Annotated in this window: 19 protein-coding genes and 1 pseudogene; 11 read left to right on the top strand and 9 right to left on the bottom strand. The window is 58.6% G+C overall.

The genetic code is table 11. The features are described from left to right. Positions 1 to 236: 236 nt before the first annotated feature. Positions 237 to 602, bottom strand: coding sequence for a winged helix-turn-helix transcriptional regulator (locus ACL2XG_RS03745; RefSeq protein WP_410016548.1), 366 nt, complete (start codon positions 600 to 602; stop codon positions 237 to 239). A gap of 144 nt (positions 603 to 746) precedes the next feature. On the opposite strand from ACL2XG_RS03745, the gene ACL2XG_RS03740 reads away from it, so the two are divergent. The 4 genes from ACL2XG_RS03740 (at position 747) to ACL2XG_RS03725 (ending at position 4980) form a co-directional block, all read left to right on the top strand. Next, complete coding sequence (locus ACL2XG_RS03740; RefSeq protein WP_413722854.1) at positions 747 to 1520, top strand: SDR family oxidoreductase; 774 nt, start codon at positions 747 to 749, stop codon at positions 1518 to 1520. Between the two features lie 90 nt (positions 1521 to 1610). Further along, entirely contained in the window at positions 1611 to 2228 is a 618-nt protein-coding gene (locus tag ACL2XG_RS03735; RefSeq protein ID WP_413722855.1) for a glutathione S-transferase family protein, read from the top strand. Between the two features lie 170 nt (positions 2229 to 2398). Beyond that, positions 2399 to 4012, top strand: a complete 1614-nt coding sequence (locus ACL2XG_RS03730) for an inorganic phosphate transporter (RefSeq protein ID WP_413722856.1) — start codon at positions 2399 to 2401, stop codon at positions 4010 to 4012. Between the two features lie 194 nt (positions 4013 to 4206). Then, positions 4207 to 4980 carry a DUF3750 domain-containing protein gene (locus ACL2XG_RS03725; protein WP_413722857.1) on the top strand — a complete coding sequence of 258 codons (774 nt, stop codon included), beginning with the start codon at positions 4207 to 4209 and terminating at the stop codon, positions 4978 to 4980. On the opposite strand, the gene ACL2XG_RS03720 is transcribed toward ACL2XG_RS03725, so the two are convergent. After that, positions 4934 to 5584, bottom strand: a complete 651-nt coding sequence (locus ACL2XG_RS03720; RefSeq protein WP_413722858.1) for a YceI family protein — start codon at positions 5582 to 5584, stop codon at positions 4934 to 4936. The two genes, ACL2XG_RS03725 and ACL2XG_RS03720, sit on opposite strands and share 47 nt — an antisense overlap. 239 nt (positions 5585 to 5823) lie before the next feature. Between ACL2XG_RS03720 and ACL2XG_RS03715 the strand changes: the two genes are divergently transcribed. Continuing rightward, on the top strand, positions 5824 to 6846 hold the full coding sequence (locus ACL2XG_RS03715; RefSeq protein ID WP_410015093.1) for a PfkB family carbohydrate kinase: 1023 nt from the start codon (positions 5824 to 5826) through the stop codon (positions 6844 to 6846). A gap of 70 nt (positions 6847 to 6916) precedes the next feature. Here the strand turns inward: ACL2XG_RS03715 and gap are convergent, their stop codons facing one another. Both gap and ACL2XG_RS03705 read right to left on the bottom strand, forming a co-directional pair. After that, on the bottom strand, positions 6917 to 7918 hold the full coding sequence (gene gap / locus ACL2XG_RS03710; RefSeq protein ID WP_413722859.1) for a type I glyceraldehyde-3-phosphate dehydrogenase: 1002 nt from the start codon (positions 7916 to 7918) through the stop codon (positions 6917 to 6919). Positions 7919 to 8119: 201 nt separating this feature from the next. Then, positions 8120 to 9175 (bottom strand): alkene reductase, encoded by a 1056-nt coding sequence (locus ACL2XG_RS03705; RefSeq protein WP_413722860.1) that lies wholly within the window; start codon positions 9173 to 9175, stop codon positions 8120 to 8122. Between the two features lie 241 nt (positions 9176 to 9416). Between ACL2XG_RS03705 and ACL2XG_RS03700 the strand changes: the two genes are divergently transcribed. Beyond that, positions 9417 to 10259 carry a hypothetical protein gene (locus ACL2XG_RS03700; RefSeq protein WP_413722861.1) on the top strand — a complete coding sequence of 281 codons (843 nt, stop codon included), beginning with the start codon at positions 9417 to 9419 and terminating at the stop codon, positions 10257 to 10259. A 101-nt stretch (positions 10260 to 10360) separates the two neighbouring features. Here ACL2XG_RS03700 and ACL2XG_RS03695 read toward each other — a convergent pair whose 3' ends face one another. Further along, positions 10361 to 11065, bottom strand: a complete 705-nt coding sequence (locus ACL2XG_RS03695; protein WP_413722862.1) for an SDR family NAD(P)-dependent oxidoreductase — start codon at positions 11063 to 11065, stop codon at positions 10361 to 10363. Positions 11066 to 11240: 175 nt separating this feature from the next. On the opposite strand from ACL2XG_RS03695, the gene ACL2XG_RS03690 reads away from it, so the two are divergent. The 4 genes from ACL2XG_RS03690 to treY all read left to right on the top strand — a co-directional run bounded on the left by ACL2XG_RS03690 (position 11241) and on the right by treY (position 17800). Further along, complete coding sequence (locus tag ACL2XG_RS03690; protein ID WP_413722863.1) at positions 11241 to 12167, top strand: LysR family transcriptional regulator; 927 nt, start codon at positions 11241 to 11243, stop codon at positions 12165 to 12167. Positions 12168 to 12395: 228 nt separating this feature from the next. Continuing rightward, positions 12396 to 13304 carry an EamA family transporter gene (locus tag ACL2XG_RS03685; protein WP_413722864.1) on the top strand — a complete coding sequence of 303 codons (909 nt, stop codon included), beginning with the start codon at positions 12396 to 12398 and terminating at the stop codon, positions 13302 to 13304. 177 nt (positions 13305 to 13481) lie between these two features. After that, on the top strand, positions 13482 to 15269 hold the full coding sequence (gene treZ, locus ACL2XG_RS03680; RefSeq protein WP_413722865.1) for a malto-oligosyltrehalose trehalohydrolase: 1788 nt from the start codon (positions 13482 to 13484) through the stop codon (positions 15267 to 15269). Continuing rightward, a complete protein-coding gene (gene treY / locus ACL2XG_RS03675; RefSeq protein ID WP_413722866.1) occupies positions 15266 to 17800 on the top strand; it encodes a malto-oligosyltrehalose synthase in 2535 nt (844 codons plus the stop codon). The genes treZ and treY overlap by 4 nt, the downstream gene beginning before the upstream one ends. Positions 17801 to 17913: 113 nt before the next feature. Here the strand turns inward: treY and ACL2XG_RS03670 are convergent. From ACL2XG_RS03670 to ACL2XG_RS03660, 3 genes and pseudogenes are all read right to left on the bottom strand, one after another. Then, positions 17914 to 18009 (bottom strand): annotated as a pseudogene (locus ACL2XG_RS03670) (type II toxin-antitoxin system death-on-curing family toxin); the annotation flags it as partial. Then, positions 18008 to 18229: a type II toxin-antitoxin system Phd/YefM family antitoxin gene (locus tag ACL2XG_RS03665; protein ID WP_410015084.1), complete on the bottom strand. Its 222-nt coding sequence runs from the start codon at positions 18227 to 18229 to the stop codon at positions 18008 to 18010. The pseudogene ACL2XG_RS03670 and the gene ACL2XG_RS03665, both read right to left, overlap by 2 nt. Before the next feature lie 252 nt (positions 18230 to 18481). Next, entirely contained in the window at positions 18482 to 18949 is a 468-nt protein-coding gene (locus ACL2XG_RS03660; RefSeq protein ID WP_410015083.1) for an NUDIX hydrolase, read from the bottom strand. A 379-nt stretch (positions 18950 to 19328) separates the two neighbouring features. On the opposite strand from ACL2XG_RS03660, the gene ACL2XG_RS03655 reads away from it, so the two are divergent. Beyond that, positions 19329 to 19601: a DUF3811 domain-containing protein gene (locus ACL2XG_RS03655; protein WP_410015082.1), complete on the top strand. Its 273-nt coding sequence runs from the start codon at positions 19329 to 19331 to the stop codon at positions 19599 to 19601. A gap of 63 nt (positions 19602 to 19664) precedes the next feature. On the opposite strand, the gene dcp is transcribed toward ACL2XG_RS03655, so the two are convergent. After that, complete coding sequence (dcp, locus tag ACL2XG_RS03650; RefSeq protein WP_413722867.1) at positions 19665 to 21725, bottom strand: peptidyl-dipeptidase Dcp; 2061 nt, start codon at positions 21723 to 21725, stop codon at positions 19665 to 19667. Between the last annotated feature and the right edge of the window lie 106 nt (positions 21726 to 21831).

Here is a 21831-nt window from a genome sequence, read left to right as displayed (position 1 = left end):
GACAGCGATCCTTAAACGGCAGTGAATGAAGTTATCTATACATGTACAACTGCAAAGCAAGATCGAGGCCAGTTATGTTCGCCGCGCGCAGGGCGCCGCCGCTGCGCAAGCGGCCCGGGGTGGCATTAAGGGAAAGGGGTGTGTACTAAAATGAGGCAGGCGGGCGGGCGGTGCGCGATAAGGGTGCAACGGCGCGCGACAATGCGGGATAAGCGTGCAACGCCGCGGATCCCGCATTAACCGACATCCGCCGCATTCTGCGCCGGCGCTGATAAATGCTCGCGCTGCTCCGCCCAGGTCAGCAGCGCGTCAAGGGCGGGACACAGCGCCTGTCCCCATGCCGACAGGCGGTATTCCACCTTCGGGGGTACCTGGGGATAGACGTGGCGCAGCACGATGCCGTCGCCTTCCAGCTGACGCAACTGCTGGGCCAGCATTTTCTGCGATATGGTCGGGATCAGTTTCTCCAGATCGGAATAGCGTCGTACCTGTCCGCCGAACAAATGAAACAGGATCACCAGCTTCCAGCGGCCTTCCAGCAGCCGCAGTACGTTTTCCACGCCGACGGCGGCGGTCAGGGGCGTATAGGTGTGCTTTACCATTTGGTTAGTCACTTACTTTTTCGTGCGTTCTTGCGGTAAGGAAAGTATATGGCGATACTCGCGCTACGGCAACGTGATGTGCGGTCACGATGAAAACAGCTCGTTTCGTCGCGCAGGCACGCTTAATACACCGGAGAGCAACTTATGGATTTAGCACTGAAAGACCAGCGCGTGCTGGTTACCGGCGGCACCAAGGGTATCGGCGCCGCCGTGGTCGCGCTGTTCCGCCAAAGCGGCGCTAACGTGATAACCACGGCGCGTACCCGCCCGCCGTCGCTGCCCGACGGGATGTTCGTCGCCGCCGACGTGACGACGCCCGCGGGCTGCGGCGCCGTCGCCGCCGCCGTTAACGACAGGCTGGGCGGGGTGGATATTATCGTTCATGTCCTGGGGGGGTCGACGGCCCCGGGCGGCGGCTTTGCCGCGCTGGGAGATGATGAATGGCATCAGGCGCTTGATCTCAATCTTTTCCCGGCGGTACGGCTCGATCGCGCCCTGCTGCCCGGTATGCTGGCCCAGGGCCGCGGGGTGATTATCCACGTCACGTCTATCCAGCGCCAGCTGCCGCTGCCCGAGTCCACCACCGCCTACGCGGCGGCGAAGGCGGCGCTGTCCACCTACAGCAAGAGTCTCTCGAAGGAAGTCAGCCCCCATGGCGTACGCGTGCTGCGGGTTTCCCCCGGCTGGGTCGAAACCGAGGCCGCGGTGGCGATGGCGCAAAGGCTCGCCGCACAGGCGGGAACCGATTATGACGGCGGTAAGCAGATTATCATGAAGTCGCTCGGCGGCATCCCGTTGGGCCGCCCGGCGCAGCCCGGGGAAGTGGCCGATCTGATCGCGTTCCTGGCTTCCGCGCGGGCGGCGTCGATTACCGGCGCGGAGTATGTTATCGACGGCGGGACGGTGCCCACCGCCTGATGACCATCGGGTACGCGGCGCCGGGCCATTTTGCTTATTTCGCGCTACAGTTATCACCATCAACCACGTTATAGCAGGCATGAGGTGATCATGTTCACACTGTATGGCGCGCCGGGCGCGGGATCGGCAATTGTTGAAATCATGTTCGCCCTGGCGGGCGAGCCTTATCAATGGGTAAATGTCGACGGCTATGATCGGCCGGGCGCGGCCCGGGATAGCCTGGCCGCGCTCAATCCTTTATGCCAGGTGCCGACGCTGGTGCTGGACGACGGCGGCATCATGACCGAAAGCGCCGCCATCGCGCTGCTGCTGCTCGATAGCCACCCCCATCTGGCGCCGGCGGCCGGCACCGCGGATCGCCGGCAATTCTACCGGTTGCTTGTTTGGCTGGTGGCGAATGTCTATCCCACCTTTACCTATGGCGATTATCCGGAACGCTGGGCGCCAGGGCAGCCCGGCGAACTGGTCGCCAGCACCGACCGCTACCGCGAACGTCTTTACCTGTGGCTGGAAACGCAGCTGGGGGCGGGGCCGTATTTATTCGGTGACGTTGTAACATTAATTGACGCTTACTGGCCGGTGCTTGTCCATTGGGGGCCGAGGAAACCCTGGTTTAAACAGCATGCGCCGCGGCTGTTCGCCATGGCCGAACACGTAGGCCGGTTACCCGAATTACAACCCATCCTGAAAGCCAATACCCTGGTGTAGGCGGGGCCGGCGCCGGCTGTTCAGCCTGTTGCGCCGGCGGCGCGGCGCTTAATGGCCGCCCGGTAAATCGGCCGTCATCAAAAATTCATCTTAACCCTGAATAATGACCCGACACGCTCAACATGTCGTTGACAGGCATCCAGCACGAGAATGTGAGACAGGGGATTATTATGAGTGATAATAGCGCTGCCCGATCCAGCCTTTCCTTTGACAGCGGCAAACCCAAAATTTACCAGAAAAACAGCCGATCGTCCGTGGTGTTATTCGTCTTGCTGCTGGTGCTGGGCATCGCCTTTGCCGGCGTCAATCTGTTTAACGATGTTTCCGATGCCGGCGCCACTTATACCAGCTATGTGCCGTTCTTATTGCTGGGGCTGGCGCTGTTAATCGCCCTGGGCTTCGAGTTCGTCAATGGCTTCCATGACACGGCCAACGCCGTGGCAACCGTGATTTATACCCATTCGCTCTCGCCCATGGTCGCCGTGATCTGGTCCGGGTGTTTCAACTTCCTCGGAGTGTTGCTGTCCAGCGGCGTGGTCGCCTTCGGCATCATTTCCTTGCTGCCGGTGGAATTAATCCTGCAGGCGGGAACCGGCAGCGGCTTCGCCATGGTCTATGCCCTGTTGTTCTCGGCCATTATCTGGAATCTCGGCACCTGGTGGCTGGGCCTGCCGGCGTCCTCGTCCCATACGCTGATTGGCTCCATTATCGGGGTGGGGGTCGCCAATGCGCTGATCCACGGCCGTACCGGGACCAGCGGCGTGGATTGGTCGCAGGCCATAAATATCGGCTATTCCCTGCTCTTATCGCCGGTCATCGGTTTTGTCTTTGCCGCGCTGCTGCTGCTGGTAATGAAAGTGCTGGTTAAAAATCGCGCGCTGTATACCGCGCCGCAGGGGAATTCGCCGCCGCCGTTATGGATACGCGGCCTGCTGATTTTAACCTGCACCGGGGTGTCGTTTGCCCACGGCTCCAACGACGGCCAGAAAGGGATGGGGCTGATTATGCTGATCCTGGTCGGCACCGTGCCGATTGCCTACGCGTTAAACCGCTCGATGCCGCCGGAACAAATACCGCGCGTAGCCGCGCTGGCGACGGCCACGCAGCACGAACTGCTGCGCCAATTCCCCGCCGGCGGCCCCCAACCGGCGGCCCGCGCCGTCCTGACCGGCTATGCCCGCACCAACACCCTGACGCCGGCCGTCATTCCCGCGCTCGCCGGGCTGGCCGGGGCCATTGGCGCCGAACTGAAACAATATGGTTCGGTAAACGAGATACCGGCCCGGTCGGTATCCAATACCCGTAAGGATATGTACCTGGCTTCGGAAACCATTAAGCGCCTGAAATCGGAAAAACAGCTCAATCTCTCCCCTGGCTCCAGACAAAACCTGGACGCCTTAAAACACGAGCTGGACGGCGCAACGCGTTATATCCCGTTCTGGGTCAAGGTGGTGGTGGCCATTGCCCTGGGTCTGGGCACCCTGGTGGGATGGCGGCGTATCGTCGTCACGGTGGGAGAAAAAATCGGCAAGACGCACCTTACTTACGCCCAGGGCGCCAGCGCCGAACTGGTGGCCATGACCACCATCGGCGCGGCGGATGCCTTCGGGCTGCCGGTGTCCACCACGCATGTTCTGTCATCCGGGGTCGCCGGGACCATGGCGGCCAACAAATCCGGCCTGCAGATGGGCACCCTGCGCAACCTGCTGATGGCCTGGGTATTGACCCTGCCGGCGTCAATCCTGCTTTCGGCCGGGCTGTACTGGATTTTTAATCACTTCTGAGGCGCCTTGCCGCCGGGAAAACACCCACCGTAATTATCCTCTCGCCCCGGTTGCCGAAAACATCTCGCTGCCGGGGCCATCCTGTCCGCCCCGCTGATGCGTATATTTTGTACACGCGCGCATAAGCGCTTATATTATTCCTGACATGCCCCTTATTACCCCTAACCGGGGGTCGGCCGGCTGACAAAGGATATATGGGCTCTCTAAAACTACTCAGTATTGGGTTTCTCTGTGTGTTATTACTGTCTTTCGGGCAGAGTCTGGCCAAGGCAGCGCTGGCGGGCGACGTTTTTTCCGGCAGCGATTGGCGGACGGCCCGGCGCGATTCCACCGGGATGGCGCCGGATCCGGTACAGCTGCGCGACACCGCCATCGTGCAAATCTATGCCGCGCCCACTTTTGGCTGGCGTGGACTCGTGGCCGTCCATCCCTGGATTATTTTCAAGCCGGCGGGGGCCAGCCAATACAGCCGCTACGAGGTCATCGGCTGGGGCGGGATTGACGCGGTGCGCCGTAATTACACCCTTCCCGACGGATACTGGTTCGGCGCGCGTCCGACGCTGCTGGTGGATCATCGCGGCGCCCATGCCGAGGCCATGATCCCGCGTATTGAAGCGGCTATCAAACGCTATCCCTATGGCCGCACCTACCGCAGCTGGCCCGGCCCAAACAGCAACACCTTCCTGGCCCATATCGGCCGGGAAGTGCCGGAGCTCAAGCTGGACCTGCCGGCCAATGCCATCGGCAAGGATTTCCGTTCCTTGACCCATCCTGTCGGGTTGCCTCCTTCCGGCAAAGGCCTGCAGGTATCGTTGCTGGGCGTGCTGGGCTTTACCCTGGGCGTGGAAGAGGGCGTCGAAGTCAATATCCTGGGATTAAACCTGGGGGTGGATATTCTGACGCCGGCGCTGCGGCTGCCGTTTATCGGCCGGCTTGGCCTGGGCAAACAGGAAAAGGATGACAGCTGACAACGGCAAGGGATGATGCGGGCGTGCCGGATGGCACCGAGGGGGCGGGCAGGGTGACCATGATATGAATGGCGATCCGATCGCTGACCATGGGAATAAAGCGCGTCATGGCAAAGGCCGACCGCGCAATGGCGGTGTCGGCATAAAAGGTCAAATGGCGTTCGCCGGACCGGGGGTCGTTAAGGGAGACCAATTTTGCCGCCAGGATAACCGGGTGGCTAATGGTCTTGATTTGCAAGGTGCCGAACACCTTATACTGGTCTTTGCCATCCGCCACCACCCGGCTGCTGGTAAACGTCGCGTTGGGGTAGCGGGCCTGATCGAAAAATAGCGGACTTTTAAGCTCAGCGGACAGTATCCCGTTATGGGCATCAATATTGCCCACGGGGATAGTCACTTCCACCCGGGCATTGCCGTCCTGCCGGGGATTAAGGTCCAGCCGTCCGGTTATGCCGGTAATATCCGCATGGGAATTGCCCGCGCCCAGGACTTTCCACGATAAGACCACGGCGGTGGGTACGGTATTGATGTCGTAGTGCAGCGGGGCCGCCGCGGCGGCGGCGCAGACTAACAATAACGGTAATAGCGATAGAAAGCGCGGCATGGGTAAATCCTCAACGAGGGCAACTGGGGAGTTAACACCTCAGGCGGCGCTTTTATTCATTTTACCCACTCAATGCCGTCCCGCCCTGGCGTTCAGGCCGCCGCGGCCAGGGGAACGGCGCCCTGGCGTGGTTAATTTTTCGCCAAATACAGCGTTTTTTTACCTTTAATCAAGCTTGCGCCCGCTTTTTATCTGCATAGTGTCGTCTGTAAAAATCATTTAAGGATACGGAATAAAGCATGAAAGTATTAACGTTGGGAGAAATGATGTTGCGATTGAAGCCGGTCGGCAACAATCGCATTATGCAATCAGATGTTCTGGAAGCAACCTATGGCGGCGCCGAGGCCAACGTGGCCGTGTCCTTAGCCCTGTTAGGCGACGAGGTGGCCTACTTAACCAAATTACCGGCTAATTTGCTGGGGGAAACCGCGCTGTCGACATTGCGCAAATACGGTGTCGATACCACGAAAGTCCTGCGCGGCGGCAATCGTTTAGGCATTTATTTCCTGGAAAAAGGCGCCAGCGTGCGGTCCACCAATGTGGTCTATGACCGGGCGGGCAGTGCTTTCGCCGAGGTCACACAGGCGGAATTCGACTGGGACGCGATTTTCAGCGATATCGATTATTTTTATTTTTCCGGCATCACCCCGGCCATTTCAGCCGAATTAGAGCGGATTGTCACCGCCGCCTGTGAGTATTGCCAGGCCCATGATATCCCGGTTATTTGCGATATGAATTACCGCGGTAAAATGTGGTCGCCTGAAAAAGCCCAGCGCGTCATGTCGACGCTGATGCCCTATGTCGCGATTTGCATCGCCAATGATGAAGATTTCGCCGCAACGCTCGGGATTGATGCTTTTGACGGCGATATGTCGCGTGGCATCGATCAAAAAGAGTCCTTCAAAGAGGGCATGCTGGCGGTAACGCAAAAATACCCGGACTGTAAAATCGTGGCCAGCGTCTTGCGCAACATTCATTCCGTGGAAGACAGTCAATGGATGGGCCTGTTGCTGAAAGACGGCGCGTTTTACGAGTCCACCGCCTATAAGATGCATGTCATGGAAGGCGTCGCGGCGGGCGATGCGTTTGGCGCCGGCTTAATGCATAGCCTGCTGCATAACTTCGCCGCCCAGGAATGGATTGATTTTGCGATTGCCGCCAGCGTCTTAAAACTGACCGTCAGCGGCGATTTAAATCTGGTGCACGAATCTGAAATCCGCGCGGTAATGAAAAAAGGCGGCGGGGCGAGCCTCAATCGCTAACCGACGGTCTGGCTTGATTCACCCTCTCCTTGACCTTCTCCTGCGGGGGACGGCGGGGAGAGGGCGAAAATCAGTACGCCGCCACTTTATCCAGCACCCGCACCAACTGGGTGACGAAGCCGTACTCATTATCGTACCAGGCGACGGTTTTCACCAACTGCACATCGCCCGCCTCGCTGATTTCCGTTTGGGTCGCGTCGAATACCGAGCCGAAGTGGGTGCCGACGATATCGGAAGACACAATCTCCTCGTCGGTATAACCGAAAGATTCATTCCCCTCGGCCGCTTTTTTCATGGCGTCATTGACTTGCTCGACGGTGACTTTTTTCTCCAGCACCGAAACCAGTTCCGTAACCGAGCCGGTAATGGTCGGCACCCGCTGGGCATGGCCTTTGAGTTTGCCCTTTAATTCCGGGATCACCAGGCCAATCGCCTTCGCCGCCCCGGTGGTATGCGGGATAATATTTTGCGCCGCCGCGCGCGAGGCGCGCAGGTCTTTACCGCGCGGGCCGTCGACCAACGACTGGGTGCCGGTATACGCGTGGATGGTGGTCATGGTGCCCACTTTGATGCCGAAACTGTCGCTCAGGACTTTAGCCATCGGCGCCAGGCAGTTGGTGGTGCAGGACGCGACGGAAAGAATCCGGTCTTCCGCCGTGATGGTGTCGCAGTTGACATTAAAAACAATGGTTTTCATATCTCCGGCCGGCGCGGAAATCAGTACTTTTTTCGCTCCCGCGTCCAGGTGGGCCTGCGACTTTTCGGCGGAGGCATAAAACCCGGTGGATTCCACCACGATTTCCACGCCAAGGGTGCCCCAAGGGATATTCTTGGCGTCTTTTTCGGCATACACGATGATTTTTTTATCGTTAACGATAATCGCGTCGTCGGTATAATCCACCGTACCGTCAAAATGGCGATAGCTGGAATCATGCTTTAACAGATAGGCCAGGACCTTAGGCGAGGTAAGATCGTTGATGGCGACGATCTCTACTTCGCTGCGGGTTTCCAGGATGCGCCGCAACACCAAACGTCCTATACGGCCAAAACCATTAATACCAATCTTTTTCATCTCATAATCCTCATATAAATATGTCGGCTATCTAGCAAAAGATCAAAACTGGCACCTGCCTCCTGTGGAGTCAAGATGGATAAATTCTGAAAGCCAGGCCGTTATCCGGCGGCGCTGCGGATCCTGCGCACGGCCCGCCGCCGGTCGCCGGACGGCGGGTTTATGCTGTGGCGGCTGCTTGAGACGGCATCCCCGTTGCCTTCAGGCCAGGGCGGGGTAATCGGTATATCCGGTGCCGCCTTCGGCATAGATCGTCTGCGGGTTAAGCGGGTTAAGGGCGGCGTTTTGCTTAAAGCGCCGCACCAAGTCGGGATTGGCGATATACAGGCCGCCAAACGCCGCCGCGTCGGCCTCGCCCTGGCTTATCAACGCTTCGGCGGACGCTTTGGTTAAGCCTTCATTGGCAATCCAGGCACCGGAAAAAGTTTTCCTTAAGTCCGGTCCGAAACGGTCCGGAAAAGTCAATGACTCACGGGCGAAGATAAACGCCAGCCGCCGTTTATTCAGTTCCTCGACCACATAGCTGAACATGGCTTTGGGATTGGAATCATGCATTGAGTAAGAGCTGGACATTAAATTAAGATGCACGCCAAACCGTTCCGCCGGCCAGACCGACAATAAGGCATCGACGGTTTCCAACAGAAAACGCGCCCGGTTGGCGATGGTGCCGCCGTATTGATCGGTGCGTTTATTCGAACCGTCATGCAGGAACTGATCAAACAGATAACCGTTTGCCGCATGGATTTCAATGCCGTCAAAGCCGGCGCGCCGGGCATTTTCGGCCCCACGGCGGAAATCCGCCACGATGCCGGCTATTTCTGCGGTTTCCAGTGCGCGGGGGACCTCGTAGGGTTTTTGCGGCCGCAGCACGGAAACATAGCCTTCCGGCGCGATGGCGCTTGGCGCCACCGGCAATTCTCCGTTCAGATACACCGGATCGGATATCCGTCCCACATGCCATAACTGAATGACAATTTTGCCCCCGGCCTGGTGCACCGCGTCGGTCACCTCGCGCCAGGCGGCCACCTGTTTTTCCGACCAGATTCCCGGCGTATTGGGATAACCCACGCCCTGGGGCGATACCGACGTGGCTTCAGTCAGGATAAGACCGGCACTGGCGCGCTGGACATAGTACTCTTTGGTGATGGCGCCGGGGCTGCGCTCGTCGACGGCGCGCATGCGGGTAAGCGGGGCCATGACGATACGATTGCTCAGTTCAATGGCGCCGATATTAATGGGGTCATACAAGGTTGGCATAGGTTTTCCTGTCGCTATATCAGTCATTTATTGGTTTCATTCTAAACCCTAAATGATGAGCAGGGTGTTACTGCATGTGCGGTACGCCATCCCCATTCGGCCGGGCAATTACCCGTCATCGCGGGCATAAAACCATAAGCAGATTTCTCCTAGTTCACAGGCCGGCGCATTCATCTCAATATCGATTTCTGTTATATTGGCGATCTAGATCACAAAAAGCACTAAAGGATGATACCGCGCTATGATCAACCGTTTCACCCTCGCCGCCATTGCGGCTGCTTTTGCGCTGACCGGCTGCGTAAAACACTCATTTGACGAACCCGCGGCTGACAAACCTGCGGCAGACTTTACCACTGGCCCGACGCTTGTCACCGTGACGCATGTGCCCGCCCGCACCGCGGATGGCGCGACCATCTATGTTACCGTCGACGGTAGCGACGCCGGCGCTCTGGCCACTGGCGAAAGCGTAGCCCTGCATGTACCCGCGGGCAAGCATCAGATCGGCGGTTACGCCCGGTCGCTGGTTGGCCATGTCACCATTCCGCCGGTGCAGATCACCACCACGACCACCAGTGCGAAACACATCGCTTATACCGTAGTAAAGAGCAAACCGGTGTTTACCGAACTGAAAGACGATCCGGTCCCGCAGACGGCGGCGGCGCAGGCTAGCGCAACGCCACAGACGGCAGCGACGCCGCAGACAGCAGCGACGCCGCAGACAGCGGAAACATCGCAGGCTACCACAACGCCGCAGACGACAGCGACGCCGCAGGCAACGGAAACATCGCAGGCAACCGCGACGCCGCAGACGACAGCGACGCCGCAAACAACGGAAACATCGCAGGCTAGCGCGACGCCACAGACGGCAGCGACGCCGCAGGCAGCGGAAACATCGCAGGCTACCGCGACGCCGCAGACGACAGCAACGCCGCAGACAACGGAAACATCGCAGGCTACCGCGACGCCGCAGACGACAGCAACGCCGCAAACAACGGAAACACCGCAGGCTACCGCGACGTCGCAGGCAACGGAAACATCGCAGGCTGCCGCGACGCCGCAGACGTCCGAGACATCACAGCAATAACGCAATGCCGGCGGCACCGGCCCCGGGTTATCACCTCAATTCAGGCTACGATAAACGAGGGCCGGCGCTGGAGAAGACGGCGTGATAGCGATGGCGTTGACTCACCAGGGGACGGTTCTTCCCAGATAGTCCAGATAATGTAATCCCGTGCGCCCGGCATAGGCCTCAATGGTGTTAAGCAGGGCCGGGATGCTTTCTTCGATAGTCAGCCGCGCTTCCGGCCCCCCCATATCCGTGCGCACCCATCCCGGCGCCATCAGCAAAAACGTTCTGGGATCGCCCTCGTGCCGCGCAGCAAAGCTGCGCATAAACATATTCAGCGCCGCTTTGCTGCCCCGGTACACATCGTAATGACCATTGGTGTTATTGGCGAGGCTACCCTGGCCGGAAGACATGACGCCGAGGGTACCCGTCGGCGGAACAAGGTCCTCAAACGCCTCGATAACCCGCATCGGGCTCAGCGCGTTCGTTACCATCACGCGAATAAACTCATCGGTCGACACGTCCGCTATCGTTTCCCGATCGCTATTTTTGACGCCGGCATTGACAAAAAGCAGGTCAATGCGCCGATCGCTGAGCCGCTCATGTAACGCATCAATCTGCTGGGGCAGCGTAATATCCACGGTCTCTACTTCAAGTGAATCAGGAAAGCGTTCAGCCAGATGAAAAAGACGGTCAGCAGACGAGGCTCGCCCGGTGGCTATTACTCTACAGCCGCGTTTCAGCGACTCTTCCGCCATCGCAAAGCCCAGGCCGCGGGAGGCGCCGATAAGAAGGACCGTCTTTTGGGAAGGTGGTGTTGGCATGCTTTATTTCCTCTGCGTGTGCGCTGCCTGGCGATAAGCTATCCATCAATGCAGCTATTGACGTTGGATGCAGTCACTATATCCCTGCGCAATACAGGGCGGAAGACGCAGCATTTGCACTGATAACATGCATCCAACGCCTTCCCTCATTTTTCCGGCCGGGATACAATGCTTCATGACTGAACCCGACCTCAATTTACTTATTGCGCTGGATGCGCTGCTGGCCGAGACCAGTGTGGCCGGCGCCGCGCGCCGGCTTGGATTAAGCGCCTCGGCCATGAGCCGCACGCTTGGCCGCCTGCGCGCGGCCACCGGCGATCCTTTACTGGTCAGGGCAGGGCGCGGCATGGTATTGACGCCCTATGCCGGGGAAATACGGGCGCGTACGCAACGGACGGTAGCGGAGGCGCGCGCCGTACTGCGGCCTGCGGCGTCGGAACTGAATTTAGCCTCGCTTGACCGCACCTTTACCCTGCGCGCCAACGATGGTTTTGTCGAGGCGTTTGGCGCATTGCTTATCGCCGCGGCGGCGACGGCGCCCCACGTGCGGCTGCGTTTTGCGCCCAAGCCGGAAAAGAGTCCACGCTATTTGCGGGAAGGACTGGCCGATCTTGAGATAGGCGTAGCCGAGGCCATGGGCCCGGAAATACGGTTGCAGACGTTATTCAGGGACCGGTTCGTAGGTGTGGTGAGAAAAAACCACCCGCTGGCGCTGGAGCCTGAGGTCACCGCCAGCCTGTATGCGTCTTTCGGGCACGTGGTCGCCTCCCGCCGGGGGCGGATTGCCGGACCGGTAGACGAAGCGCTGGCCGAATTAGGCCTAACGCGCAAGATCGCGGCCGTGGTGCCGAGCTTTCCCGCCGCGCTGGCCGTGGCCCAGGCGTCCGACCTGGTGGCGCTGCTGCCCGCGTCATTTCTCATCAATCAACCGGTTATCACTATCACGGACGAGCAGGGCTCGCTCTGTCTTTTTGAACTTCCTGTAAAAACCCCGGGCATTACGGTATCGCAGATGTGGCATCCGCGTTCAGAGGTCGATCCGGCCCATCGCTGGCTAAGGCAAATGGTGCTGAGGGTCTGTCGCCAGCAGTTGCCGGAGTGAAACCGCGCGGCACGGCAATCAATCCCTTTACGGTGGGTAACCCTACTTGGCATGGCCGCCGTAACCCCAAACCCTTGGCGCCCGCGTTTTCCTAACCGACTGTACTGTTTTATTTCAATACCATCTGTATGTATAAATGAAGTTGTTTTGCAGGTACTTTAATTTAATGGGTAAATGATGCAAATTGCATAATCAGCTTAAATATCATTAATATTGAAGGAACCGGGGATGTCTGTAAAAGATACGCTGTTGGCACTGTTGGTGGTCATAATCTGGGGCGTTAATTTTGTCATTATCAAAGTCGGCCTGCACGGAATGCCGCCTTTCCTGTTGGGCGGCCTGCGGTTTCTGCTGGTGGCCATTCCGGCTATTTTTTTTATCCCCGTGCCTAAAATCCCCCTGAAATGGCTGGCGCTTTATGCGTTGACCATCAGTTTCCTGCAGTTCGCCTTCCTGTTTTGCGCCATTAATATCGGCATGCCCACCGGCATTGCTTCGCTTATCCTTCAGTCACAGGTATTTTTCACCATCATCCTGGGGACGATTTTCCTGGGGGAAAAAATCAAGGCCATGCAAATCCTGGGTACGCTCATTGCCGCGGCGGGCATGGCGGTGCTGGTGGAAGGCGGCATGAGCAACGCGTTGTCCGCCATTCCTCCGCTCGGTATGTTATTGACGCTGACCGCCGGCCTGTGCTGGGCGCTGGGCAATATCACCAATAAAAACATCATGACCGCCGCGCCCAACACGCCGATTCTGTCGCTGGTTGTCTGGAGCGCCTTGATTCCCGTTATTCCTTTTTTAGTATGCTCGTGGATCTTCGAAGGCCGGCAGACCATCGTCGACAGTCTCGTGGATATTAAGGCGCCCACGGTATTTTCACTGATTTATCTGGCCTTTATTTCCACTATTATCGGCTATGGATTGTGGGGCGCGCTGCTCTCCCGCTATGAAACCTGGCGCGTCACCCCTTTCGCGCTGCTGGTGCCGGTGGTGGGATTAACCAGCGCCGCCCTGATATTGGGGGAGTTGCTCAATATCCTGCAAATCATCGGCGTTGCCGTTATTATGCTGGGCCTGTTGATCAATGTTTTCGGTTCCCGCCTGATAAACCGATGGCTGGCGCCCCAGGTCTAAGGGCGCCTTACCCTTAACGCGCCCACAGCCGGCGTCGCGCCATAACCGCTGCCTGTCGCAGCGGCACATCACTTCCTGCATAATCGTCTATGATTGTTCTACGTGAAACTCGCATCACCGGCATAAGACGGGGCGGTATCGTCCATTGCTTACTTCCGGGTTAAACGAGGCAATTGAATGAAATCCAAATCATTTACCAAAAGCTGGGGCGCCGAATACGTCGCCGCCGGCGTCGTTCGCTTTCGTCTCTGGGCGACCGGACAGGACAAGGTGACGCTCAGGCTTTCCGGCGAAGACAGGGCGATGAACCCGAGCGGCGACGGCTGGTTTGAGCTGGTGGTCACCGGGGTTTCTCCCGGCGCGGAGTATCATTATATCCTTGCCGACGGCACGGCCGTGCCGGACCCCGCCTCCCGCGCCCAGAAGGCGGATGTCGACGGTCCTTCCCTCGTCATCGACCCGGCGCGTTACCGCTGGCGGAATACGCAATGGCGCGGCCGCCCGTGGGAAGAATCGGTCGTCTACGAGATGCATATCGGCACGTTCACGCCGGAAGGGACGTTCCAGGCCGCGATCGATAAGCTGCCTTACCTGGTCGAAACCGGCATCACCATGATCGAGGTCATGCCCGTCGCGCAATTCGGCGGCAGCCGCGGCTGGGGCTATGACGGCGTGCTGCTCTACGCGCCGCATTCCGTCTATGGCGCGCCGGAGGATTTCAAGGCCTTTATCGATGCCGCCCATGGCCATGGTCTCTCGGTGGTGCTGGATATCGTCCTTAATCATTTCGGGCCACAGGGCAATTATCTGCCGCTGTTGGCGCCGGATTTTTTCCACAAGGAGCGCAAGACGCCCTGGGGCGCCGGCATCGCCTATGACGTTGCCGCGGCCCGCCGTTATATCGTGGAAGCGCCGCTCTACTGGCTGGACGAATTTAACCTTGACGGCCTTCGCTTCGACGCCATAGACCAGATCGAGGACAGTTCCGCCAAGCACGTACTGATCGAGATAGCCGAGCGTATCCGCGCCGGCATTACCGACCGGCCGATCCATTTGACGACCGAGGACAGCCGCAACGTCATTTTCCTGCATCCGCGCGGGGAGGACGGCTCCGTACCGCTCTTCACCGGCGAGTGGAACGACGACTTCCACAATGCCGTCCACGTCTTCGCCACCGGCGAGACGCATGCGTACTACCAGGACTTTGCCAGGGAGCCGGAAAAGCTGGTCGCCCGCGTTTTGGCGGAAGGTTTCGCTTATCAGGGCGAGGTCTCTGCGCAGACCGGCAAGCCGCGCGGCGTGAAAAGCACGGGACAGCCGCCGGCGGCCTTCGTCGATTTCATCCAGAACCACGACCAGGTGGGCAACCGCGCCCAGGGCGAAAGACTGATTGCGCTGGCCGGCGCCGACCGTACCCGGGTTCTGCTCGCCGCGCTGCTTTTCTCGCCGCATATCCCGCTGCTTTTTATGGGCGAGGAATATGGCGAGACGAATCCCTTTTTGTTCTTCACCGATTTTCATGGCTCCCTCGCCAGGGCCGTGCGCGAGGGCCGCGCGCGTGAGTTCGCGGGCCATGCCGGCCACGAGGGCGAAAGCGTGCCCGATCCGAACGCGCAGACCACCTTCGACATGTCGAAACTTGACTGGAAAAAGCGCGATAGCGGGGCGGGCAAAAGCTGGCTGGCGCTGACCAAAGAATTATTGGCGCTGCGCCAGAAACAGGTGGTGCCGTTGCTCAGCACCGCCCGCGGCGATGCCGGCCACGTGGTGCAGACCGCGCCGGGTTTCCTTGCCGTCACCTGGACCTACCCGAAAGGCACGCTGTCCATCGCGCTCAATATCGGCAAAACACCCCAGCCGCTTCCCGACCAGCCGGGCGAGACGATATTCGCCTGGCCGAAAGCGGCAAATGACCTGCCGCAAAACGCCATTATTGTCCGTGTTGCCCCGGGAGACGCAAAGTGAAGATTCCAACCGCTACCTACCGTATTCAGTTCCGCAACGGCATGACCTTCGACCGCGCCGCCGGCCTGGTGCCTTATCTTAAGCGGCTCGGCATCAGTCATCTCTATGCCTCGCCGGTCTTTACCGCCACGTCCGGCTCGACCCACGGCTATGACGTCACCGACGCCAACGAGATCGATCCTTCGATCGGCGGCCGGGCAGGTTTCGATCGCATGGTAAAGACATTGCAGGGCGCGGGGCTTGGCCTGATCCTTGATATCGTGCCGAACCACATGGCCGCTTCGCTGGAAAATCCGTGGTGGCGCGATGTGGTAGAGAAGGGCAAAAACAGCCGCTACGCCCGGCATTTCGACATCGACTGGTCCGAGCGCCTGACCTTGCCTTTCCTCGGCGATACGTTCGAACGCGCCCTGGAAAACGACGAGATTGCCGTAAAGCCCGACCCGAAAACCGGCAGGCCCGCTTTCGCCTATTACGACACCTTCTACCCGCTTGCCGCCGAAACCTGGCAGGGCCGCGAGGCCGAGGTGCTGAATCTCACCGACAAAGGGGCGATTGCCCGGCTCCACGGGCGCCAGCCCTATCGGCTGATGTCCTGGCGCGATGCGCCGCGCGATCTGTCCTACCGGCGTTTTTTCGAGATAACCGGCCTCGTGGGCGTGCGGGTTGAGGACAAGGCCGTGTTTGACGATACGCACCGGCTCATCCTCGAGCTGGTCCAAACCGGCGCGGTCGACGGGCTGCGGGTGGATCATGTGGACGGGCTTGCCGATCCGAAAGCCTATCTTGAGCGCCTGCGGCAGGAAGCCGGGCCGGACTGCTATATAACGGTGGAAAAAATTCTCGGCAAGGGCGAGCAGATCCCGCCGGACTGGCCGATTTCCGGCACCACTGGTTACGAATTCATCGCCGCGCTCTCCGATGTGTTGGTGGACGATGAGAAGATAGACCTGCTGCGGCAGGCCTATGACGATGTCGTGGGCAGGCCTGTGGATATGAAAGCCGAACTGCGGGCGGCCAAGCTGCTGATGGTGGACAGGAATTTCGCGGGTGAATTTACCACGCTCCTCAAGCTGGTTATGGCGATCGCCGGGATGGAAAGGGTGGCGCTGGATGAAAACGCCGCCCGATCGGCTCTGCGCGAGCTGTTGGTCGCCTTCCCGGTCTACCGCACCTATGGCACGGCGCAAGGGCTGCCACCGGCGGGCGATGAGATGCTGCGCAAGGTGACTGGAAAGGTGAAAGCCAGCGTGAACGCTCCCGACCCCGGGGCGCTCGATTTCCTGACCCGCCTGCTCGCGGGCGAGGTCTCGGATATCGCTTCCGGCGAAGCCGCCACTTTCCGCACCCGCTTCCAACAGTTGACGGGCCCGCTGATGGCGAAATCGGTGGAGGACACGCTATTCTTCCGGCAGAACATGGAGCTGGCCCTGAACGAAGTGGGCGCCGAACCGATGCCGCGCGCCTTCTCGCTCGACCGCTTCCACGCGGAAATGCAAACGCGGCTCGAACGGCAGCCGGATGCGCTGTCAGGCACCTCGACCCATGATACCAAACGCGGCGAGGATGCCCGCGCACGGCTATATACGCTCACCGAAGCGCCGGAGCGCTGGGCGGAATGCGTTGCCCGCTGGCGCCGGATGAACCAGGCCAGCGTCGCCGTGCTTGACGACGGCGCGGCGCCAAAACCGGCGGTCGAATGGATGATCTTCCAGGCGCTGGCCGGTGTCTGGCCGGTGACGCTCGACCCGCAAGACGGGAAGGGCCTGCAGGCGCTCGAAGAGCGGTTTCTGGCCTTTGTGGAGAAGGCGCTGCGGGAAGCAAAACTGCGCACTGACTGGAATGACAGCAACGACGCCTATGAAAAAGCCGTGCTCGACTATGTCCGCCATCTGCTCTCGCCGGCCAACCAAACATTTTTACAGGATTTCACCGGCGCGCTGCAGCCCTTTATCCGCGCCGGCCTGGTCAATAGCCTTACCCAGACGGTCATCAAGCTGACGGCGCCGGGCGTGCCGGATATCTACCAGGGTAGCGAAGCGCTGAATTTCAGCCTCGTCGATCCCGACAACCGGCGAGAACCGGATTTTACCGCCCTTGAACGTCTGCTTGCCGGGAGCGAAAAACCTGTCGTCGCCACGGAGGAGGGCTGGCTTAGCGGCCAATTGAAGCAGCATATCATCGCCAGGATCCTGCCTTTGCGCCGGCAGAAGACGGCGCTGTTTCGCCGCGGCGACTATTTGCCGCTCACCGCCACCGGCAAACAGGCAGAAAACGTCATTGCCTTCGCCCGGGCGGAAAGCGACGATGCGCTGATCGTTATCGCGCCTCGCCTTGTCTTCGGTATGCTGTACGACAATCCAGCTCAACTGCATCAGCAACGCTTGACCCAGGCGGAAATCGCTTTGCCCGGGCGGCTCGCCAATAGCCGCTACCGCGATATTCTCAGCGGAAAAGAGATCTTCCTGACCGATAGGATAGACTTGGAATCCGTTGACTGCCGTTCGGCGGTGATATTGTTAAAAATTTGATTTTATAGATATAACATCGTGGCACGCCAAGCCTTCGGCTATCACTGCGGGGGGCTCGGGTATAAGGTGGCGCCCTATGCCGGGCAACCGGTGAATGGCGCACCTGCCGTGATTCAGCTATGATCCAGGCGCTCACGCAGGCACTGCGCCAGTTGGTCAACCGTTTTCACGCCGGTCGCCGCGTCGACCGTTAGGTTCTCCAGCGTATCAACGGTCAGTCAGCGCCTGGACAGTATGTGCGTGACGTTGCATGAGGGCGTCGAATTCGGCATCCAGTTTGGCATTTTGATAAGCGTCGAATTCTGCTTTGCTGATCAGTATGGCGGCACTGCCGTCCCGGCGGGTGATTTCAACGGGTTCGCCCTTTAACGCAGTATCCAGTACGGTGGAAATTTTGGCCCTGGCCTGGGTCGAGGTATAGGTTTGCATGGATTGTTCTCTTAAAATGTACATGTCTGGCGTACATTCAAACTGTACATGTTTTCATGGGTAAACGCGTAGGGGTATTATAGGCGTAGTGATGTGAAAGGGCTGGTTACGAACGTAGCGCGCGTATATCGTTGAGACTCATCCCTCTTATTTAACATAATATACATTATGCGCACCAAGATGACTTCATGTGGATGCTGGATTTCGCCTTGCCTCATCAGGCTAAGGCGTGTTTGCCGGCATCCAGTCTTACTATGGATGTCCGCTCTCAATATCCACTCCAATCGATTTCACCATCTCAGCAATATTCTGCGGGTAAACGGCTTCGTTCATTGCGCTCAATTCTTCGGCATGCCACCAGTAGCGCCCGCTGATAACACTCTTTTCATTACTGCTCCAATTCACAATGCTTATGTCATGGTCAGTCACTCGCACCAGGTAAAACTTTTCCTGGGCTGCAACCATTTCACCGCTCGGTAACTTCATTACAAAATTTCTTTCTGCCACACACCGGCCAACGTCGCTGCGTATGATACCGGTTTCTTCCCATAATTCCCTGACGGCTGCTTGCTCATATGTCTCACCTTGTTCAACGCCACCGCCTGGCGTTGCCCAGTATGAGGTTCCTGCCAGCGCATCCGTGCGGTGCATAAACCTAAACAGTAAAATGCGTCCGCAAGGATCGATAATCAGCAATCTGGATGCTGGCCGTGATGTCATCTTTTCTCCTGCATGCCGTGCTCATAAAAGCCGTAATTTTGATCGCGCTACGTGAAATCTGAGAAACCCTGGCTACGGTTATACAGCAAATATAGCGCAGCGACAGGGTTCGACAAATGACCCAGGACGCCGCAACAGCAGTTCACGCACGCTTTTATTCCCTGTATCTCAGGCCGGACAAATCGACGGCCCCGCAGCCCGCAGCCCGGAGCTTGGGCGGCCATGGCCATATCATTGGCCATCATTTAACATAATGTTGAGGTCTGATCGCGTTTGTCGCTTTACCGCCAGGCAGTTTGCACATTAAATGAGGTTTTTACTGAGACGGAGCCAACTTTCCTTTACAATGGTAGTCCTTTCCCTTTTCAGGCCGACATTTATGCTCATTCCCAAGCTGACGCAGCAAGACATGACGGAAAGCGAACAACGCCAACTTAAAACCCTGCTCGACCAGGCTAAAAAAGCCAAAGGACTACCTCTCTCCAATTCAGAAACCAACCATGTCAAGGACGATTACATCGCCCAGCTGATGGCTGAACGTGAGATCATTGCCAAACAGGTTCGGGTAGTGAAACGTCAGAAGAAGCTAAAGCCTGACATTTCAGCCACTTATGAATGGACTGCCAATATGCATTCGCGTGGTAAACGTTAACGTCGTGTTTAAGGTCTAAATCAATCACTCAGGGCGAGGACCTTCCCCGCCCCTGGCACTGCTTTACTCCTGTAAACCACGATTAACCAGCATGGGCGTTATATCGGGTTCCTTGCCACGCCAATCCTTATACACCTTGGCCAGGTCCTGGCTATTGCCTTTTGACAGCACCTCATCACGAAAACGCTGCCCGTTGCGCGCCGTTAAACCCCCCTGCTCCGTAAAGCCCGCAAAAGCGTCATCCGCCAACATTTGCGTCCACAAATAAGCATAATAGCCGGCCGCATAACCGCCGCCCCAGATATGCTGGAAATAACTGGAGCGATAACGCGGCGGGACATAAGGCAGGTTGACGTGGAACTCAGCCAGGGCGGCGGCTTCAAACTCGGCTACCTGTTGCTCCGGCAAGCCGGCGCTCAACGTATGCCAGCGCATGTCCAGGAGCGCGGCCGCCAGCAGTTCGGTCATTTCATACCCTTTATTGAAACGCGACGCCTTTTCAATTTTTGCCAGCAACTCGTCGGGCATTGGCGCGCCGGTCTGATAATGCCTGGCATAATTAGCGAAGACCCGGGGTTCGTCGGCCCAGTGTTCATTGAATTGGGAGGGGAACTCGACAAAGTCCCGCGGTGTCGACGTACCGGAAAGACCCGGATATTCCTGGCTGGCAAACAGGCCGTGCAGGGTATGGCCAAATTCGTGAAACAAGGTGACGACGTCATCCCAGGATAACAGGGCGGGTTGCCCCTCGGCGGGCTTGGCGAAATTGGCCACATTATAGATAACCGGCCGGGTACCCAGAAGCAGGGATTGGTCGACAAAATTGCCCATCCACGCCCCGCCGCCCTTATTGTCGCGCTGAAAATAATCCGTATAAAACAGCGCCATGGACGCCCCGTCCTGGTCGAAGACTTCATAGACCCGGACATCGGGATGGTAAACCGGGAGATCGGCGCGCGCCTTGAGGTCAATACCGTACAGCAGACGGGCGGCGTAAAATACGCCCTGTTCCAGCACCCGGTCCAGCTCAAAATAAGGTCTGATCTGCGCGTCGTTAAGGTCATATTTCATTTTGCGCACGCGATCGGCGTAAAACTGCCAATCCCACGCCGCCAGGGTAAATTTATCCTGGCCGCTGTCGATCAGCGCCTGGATATCGGCGGCTTCCCGCCCGGCCCGCGCCGTGGCGGCGGGCACTATGCGGGTCATAAACTCCAGCGCCGCGGCCGGCGTCTTCGCCATCTGATCCTGCAGCGTCCAGGTGGCATAGTCGGGAAAACCCAACAGGCCGGCCTGCTCGGCGCGCACCTGCGCCAGCCGGAGAAGAATGGCCCGCGTGTCGTTGCCGTCGCTCTTTTCCGCCCGTGAAATGGAGGCGCTGAACAGCGCCTGGCGAGTGGCGCGCCGTTCCAGGGTTTGCAACTGCGGTTGCTGGGTGGTGTTTTGCAGCGCCAGGAGCCAGCGTTCGCCAAGATTGCGCTCATTCGCCGCCTGCCGCGCCGCCGCAATCTCCTGCGCCGACAGCCCGTCGAGTTGGCTGATATCGTCAACCAGCAATGCGCCCTGTTTGGTGGCATCCAGCAGCCGATGAGAAAACTGCGTGCTTAAGGTCGCCGCTTCCTGATTGAGTGTGGAAAGCTGTTGTTTTTGCGCCGCGGATAATTGCGCCCCGGCCAGGACAAAGCGCTGATAAGTGACGTCGATAAGCCGGCGCGATTCGGCGGAAATCGCCAGGGAATCCCGCTGGTCGTACACAGTTTTCAGGCGGCTGAACAGCCTGGCGTTAAATTTTATCGCATCGTTCATCGCGGCCAGTTTCGGCGATTGTTCCTCATCAATGCGCTGTAGCGAATCGCTGGTATTCGCGGAGGTCATGGCGCCGAATACGCTCATGACCCGCTTTAATAACGCGCCGGAGCGCTCCAGCGCGGCATAGGTATTATCGAAGGTCGGCTCGTCGCGCCGTGCGGCAATATCATCAATCTCCGCGAGATAGGCGCGCATGCCCTCCTCGATTGCCGGTGAATAGTCGCTTTCCCGGATCAGGTCGAAAGGGGGCGCCTGAAAAGGCAGTTGGCTGGGCTGGTAAAACGGATTTTGCTGCTGAAGGTGATTGTCGCGCATGATCTGCTCCTGCCGAATCGGTCGGTAAACTCTGATCCCATGCTAGCACGCCCCAGGTGAAAAGACAGTCTTGCCCCCACCCTGAAGAATATGGGCAAAAAAAATG

The sequence above is a fragment of the Sodalis sp. RH24 genome (genome assembly GCF_047324145.1).
Classification (GTDB): domain Bacteria; phylum Pseudomonadota; class Gammaproteobacteria; order Enterobacterales; family Enterobacteriaceae; genus Acerihabitans.
The sequence above is the reverse complement of the archived record's forward strand: the minus strand, read 5'-3'. Positions and strand labels throughout refer to the sequence as shown.

Bases quoted from the DNA above. Each gene is read 5' to 3' on its own strand.
- ACL2XG_RS03745 (WP_410016548.1), bottom strand. From the start codon at position 602: ATGGTAAAGCACACCTATACGCCCCTGACCGCCGCCGTCGGCGTGGAA.
- ACL2XG_RS03740 (WP_413722854.1), top strand. From the start codon at position 747: ATGGATTTAGCACTGAAAGACCAGCGCGTGCTGGTTACCGGCGGCACC.
- ACL2XG_RS03735 (WP_413722855.1), top strand. From the start codon at position 1,611: ATGTTCACACTGTATGGCGCGCCGGGCGCGGGATCGGCAATTGTTGAA.
- ACL2XG_RS03730 (WP_413722856.1), top strand. From the start codon at position 2,399: ATGAGTGATAATAGCGCTGCCCGATCCAGCCTTTCCTTTGACAGCGGC.
- ACL2XG_RS03725 (WP_413722857.1), top strand. From the start codon at position 4,207: ATGGGCTCTCTAAAACTACTCAGTATTGGGTTTCTCTGTGTGTTATTA.
- ACL2XG_RS03720 (WP_413722858.1), bottom strand. From the start codon at position 5,584: ATGCCGCGCTTTCTATCGCTATTACCGTTATTGTTAGTCTGCGCCGCC.
- ACL2XG_RS03715 (WP_410015093.1), top strand. From the start codon at position 5,824: ATGAAAGTATTAACGTTGGGAGAAATGATGTTGCGATTGAAGCCGGTC.
- gap (WP_413722859.1), bottom strand. From the start codon at position 7,918: ATGAAAAAGATTGGTATTAATGGTTTTGGCCGTATAGGACGTTTGGTG.
- ACL2XG_RS03705 (WP_413722860.1), bottom strand. From the start codon at position 9,175: ATGCCAACCTTGTATGACCCCATTAATATCGGCGCCATTGAACTGAGC.
- ACL2XG_RS03700 (WP_413722861.1), top strand. From the start codon at position 9,417: ATGATCAACCGTTTCACCCTCGCCGCCATTGCGGCTGCTTTTGCGCTG.
- ACL2XG_RS03695 (WP_413722862.1), bottom strand. From the start codon at position 11,065: ATGCCAACACCACCTTCCCAAAAGACGGTCCTTCTTATCGGCGCCTCC.
- ACL2XG_RS03690 (WP_413722863.1), top strand. From the start codon at position 11,241: ATGACTGAACCCGACCTCAATTTACTTATTGCGCTGGATGCGCTGCTG.
- ACL2XG_RS03685 (WP_413722864.1), top strand. From the start codon at position 12,396: ATGTCTGTAAAAGATACGCTGTTGGCACTGTTGGTGGTCATAATCTGG.
- treZ (WP_413722865.1), top strand. From the start codon at position 13,482: ATGAAATCCAAATCATTTACCAAAAGCTGGGGCGCCGAATACGTCGCC.
- ACL2XG_RS03665 (WP_410015084.1), bottom strand. From the start codon at position 18,229: ATGCAAACCTATACCTCGACCCAGGCCAGGGCCAAAATTTCCACCGTA.
- ACL2XG_RS03660 (WP_410015083.1), bottom strand. From the start codon at position 18,949: ATGACATCACGGCCAGCATCCAGATTGCTGATTATCGATCCTTGCGGA.
- ACL2XG_RS03655 (WP_410015082.1), top strand. From the start codon at position 19,329: ATGCTCATTCCCAAGCTGACGCAGCAAGACATGACGGAAAGCGAACAA.
- dcp (WP_413722867.1), bottom strand. From the start codon at position 21,725: ATGCGCGACAATCACCTTCAGCAGCAAAATCCGTTTTACCAGCCCAGC.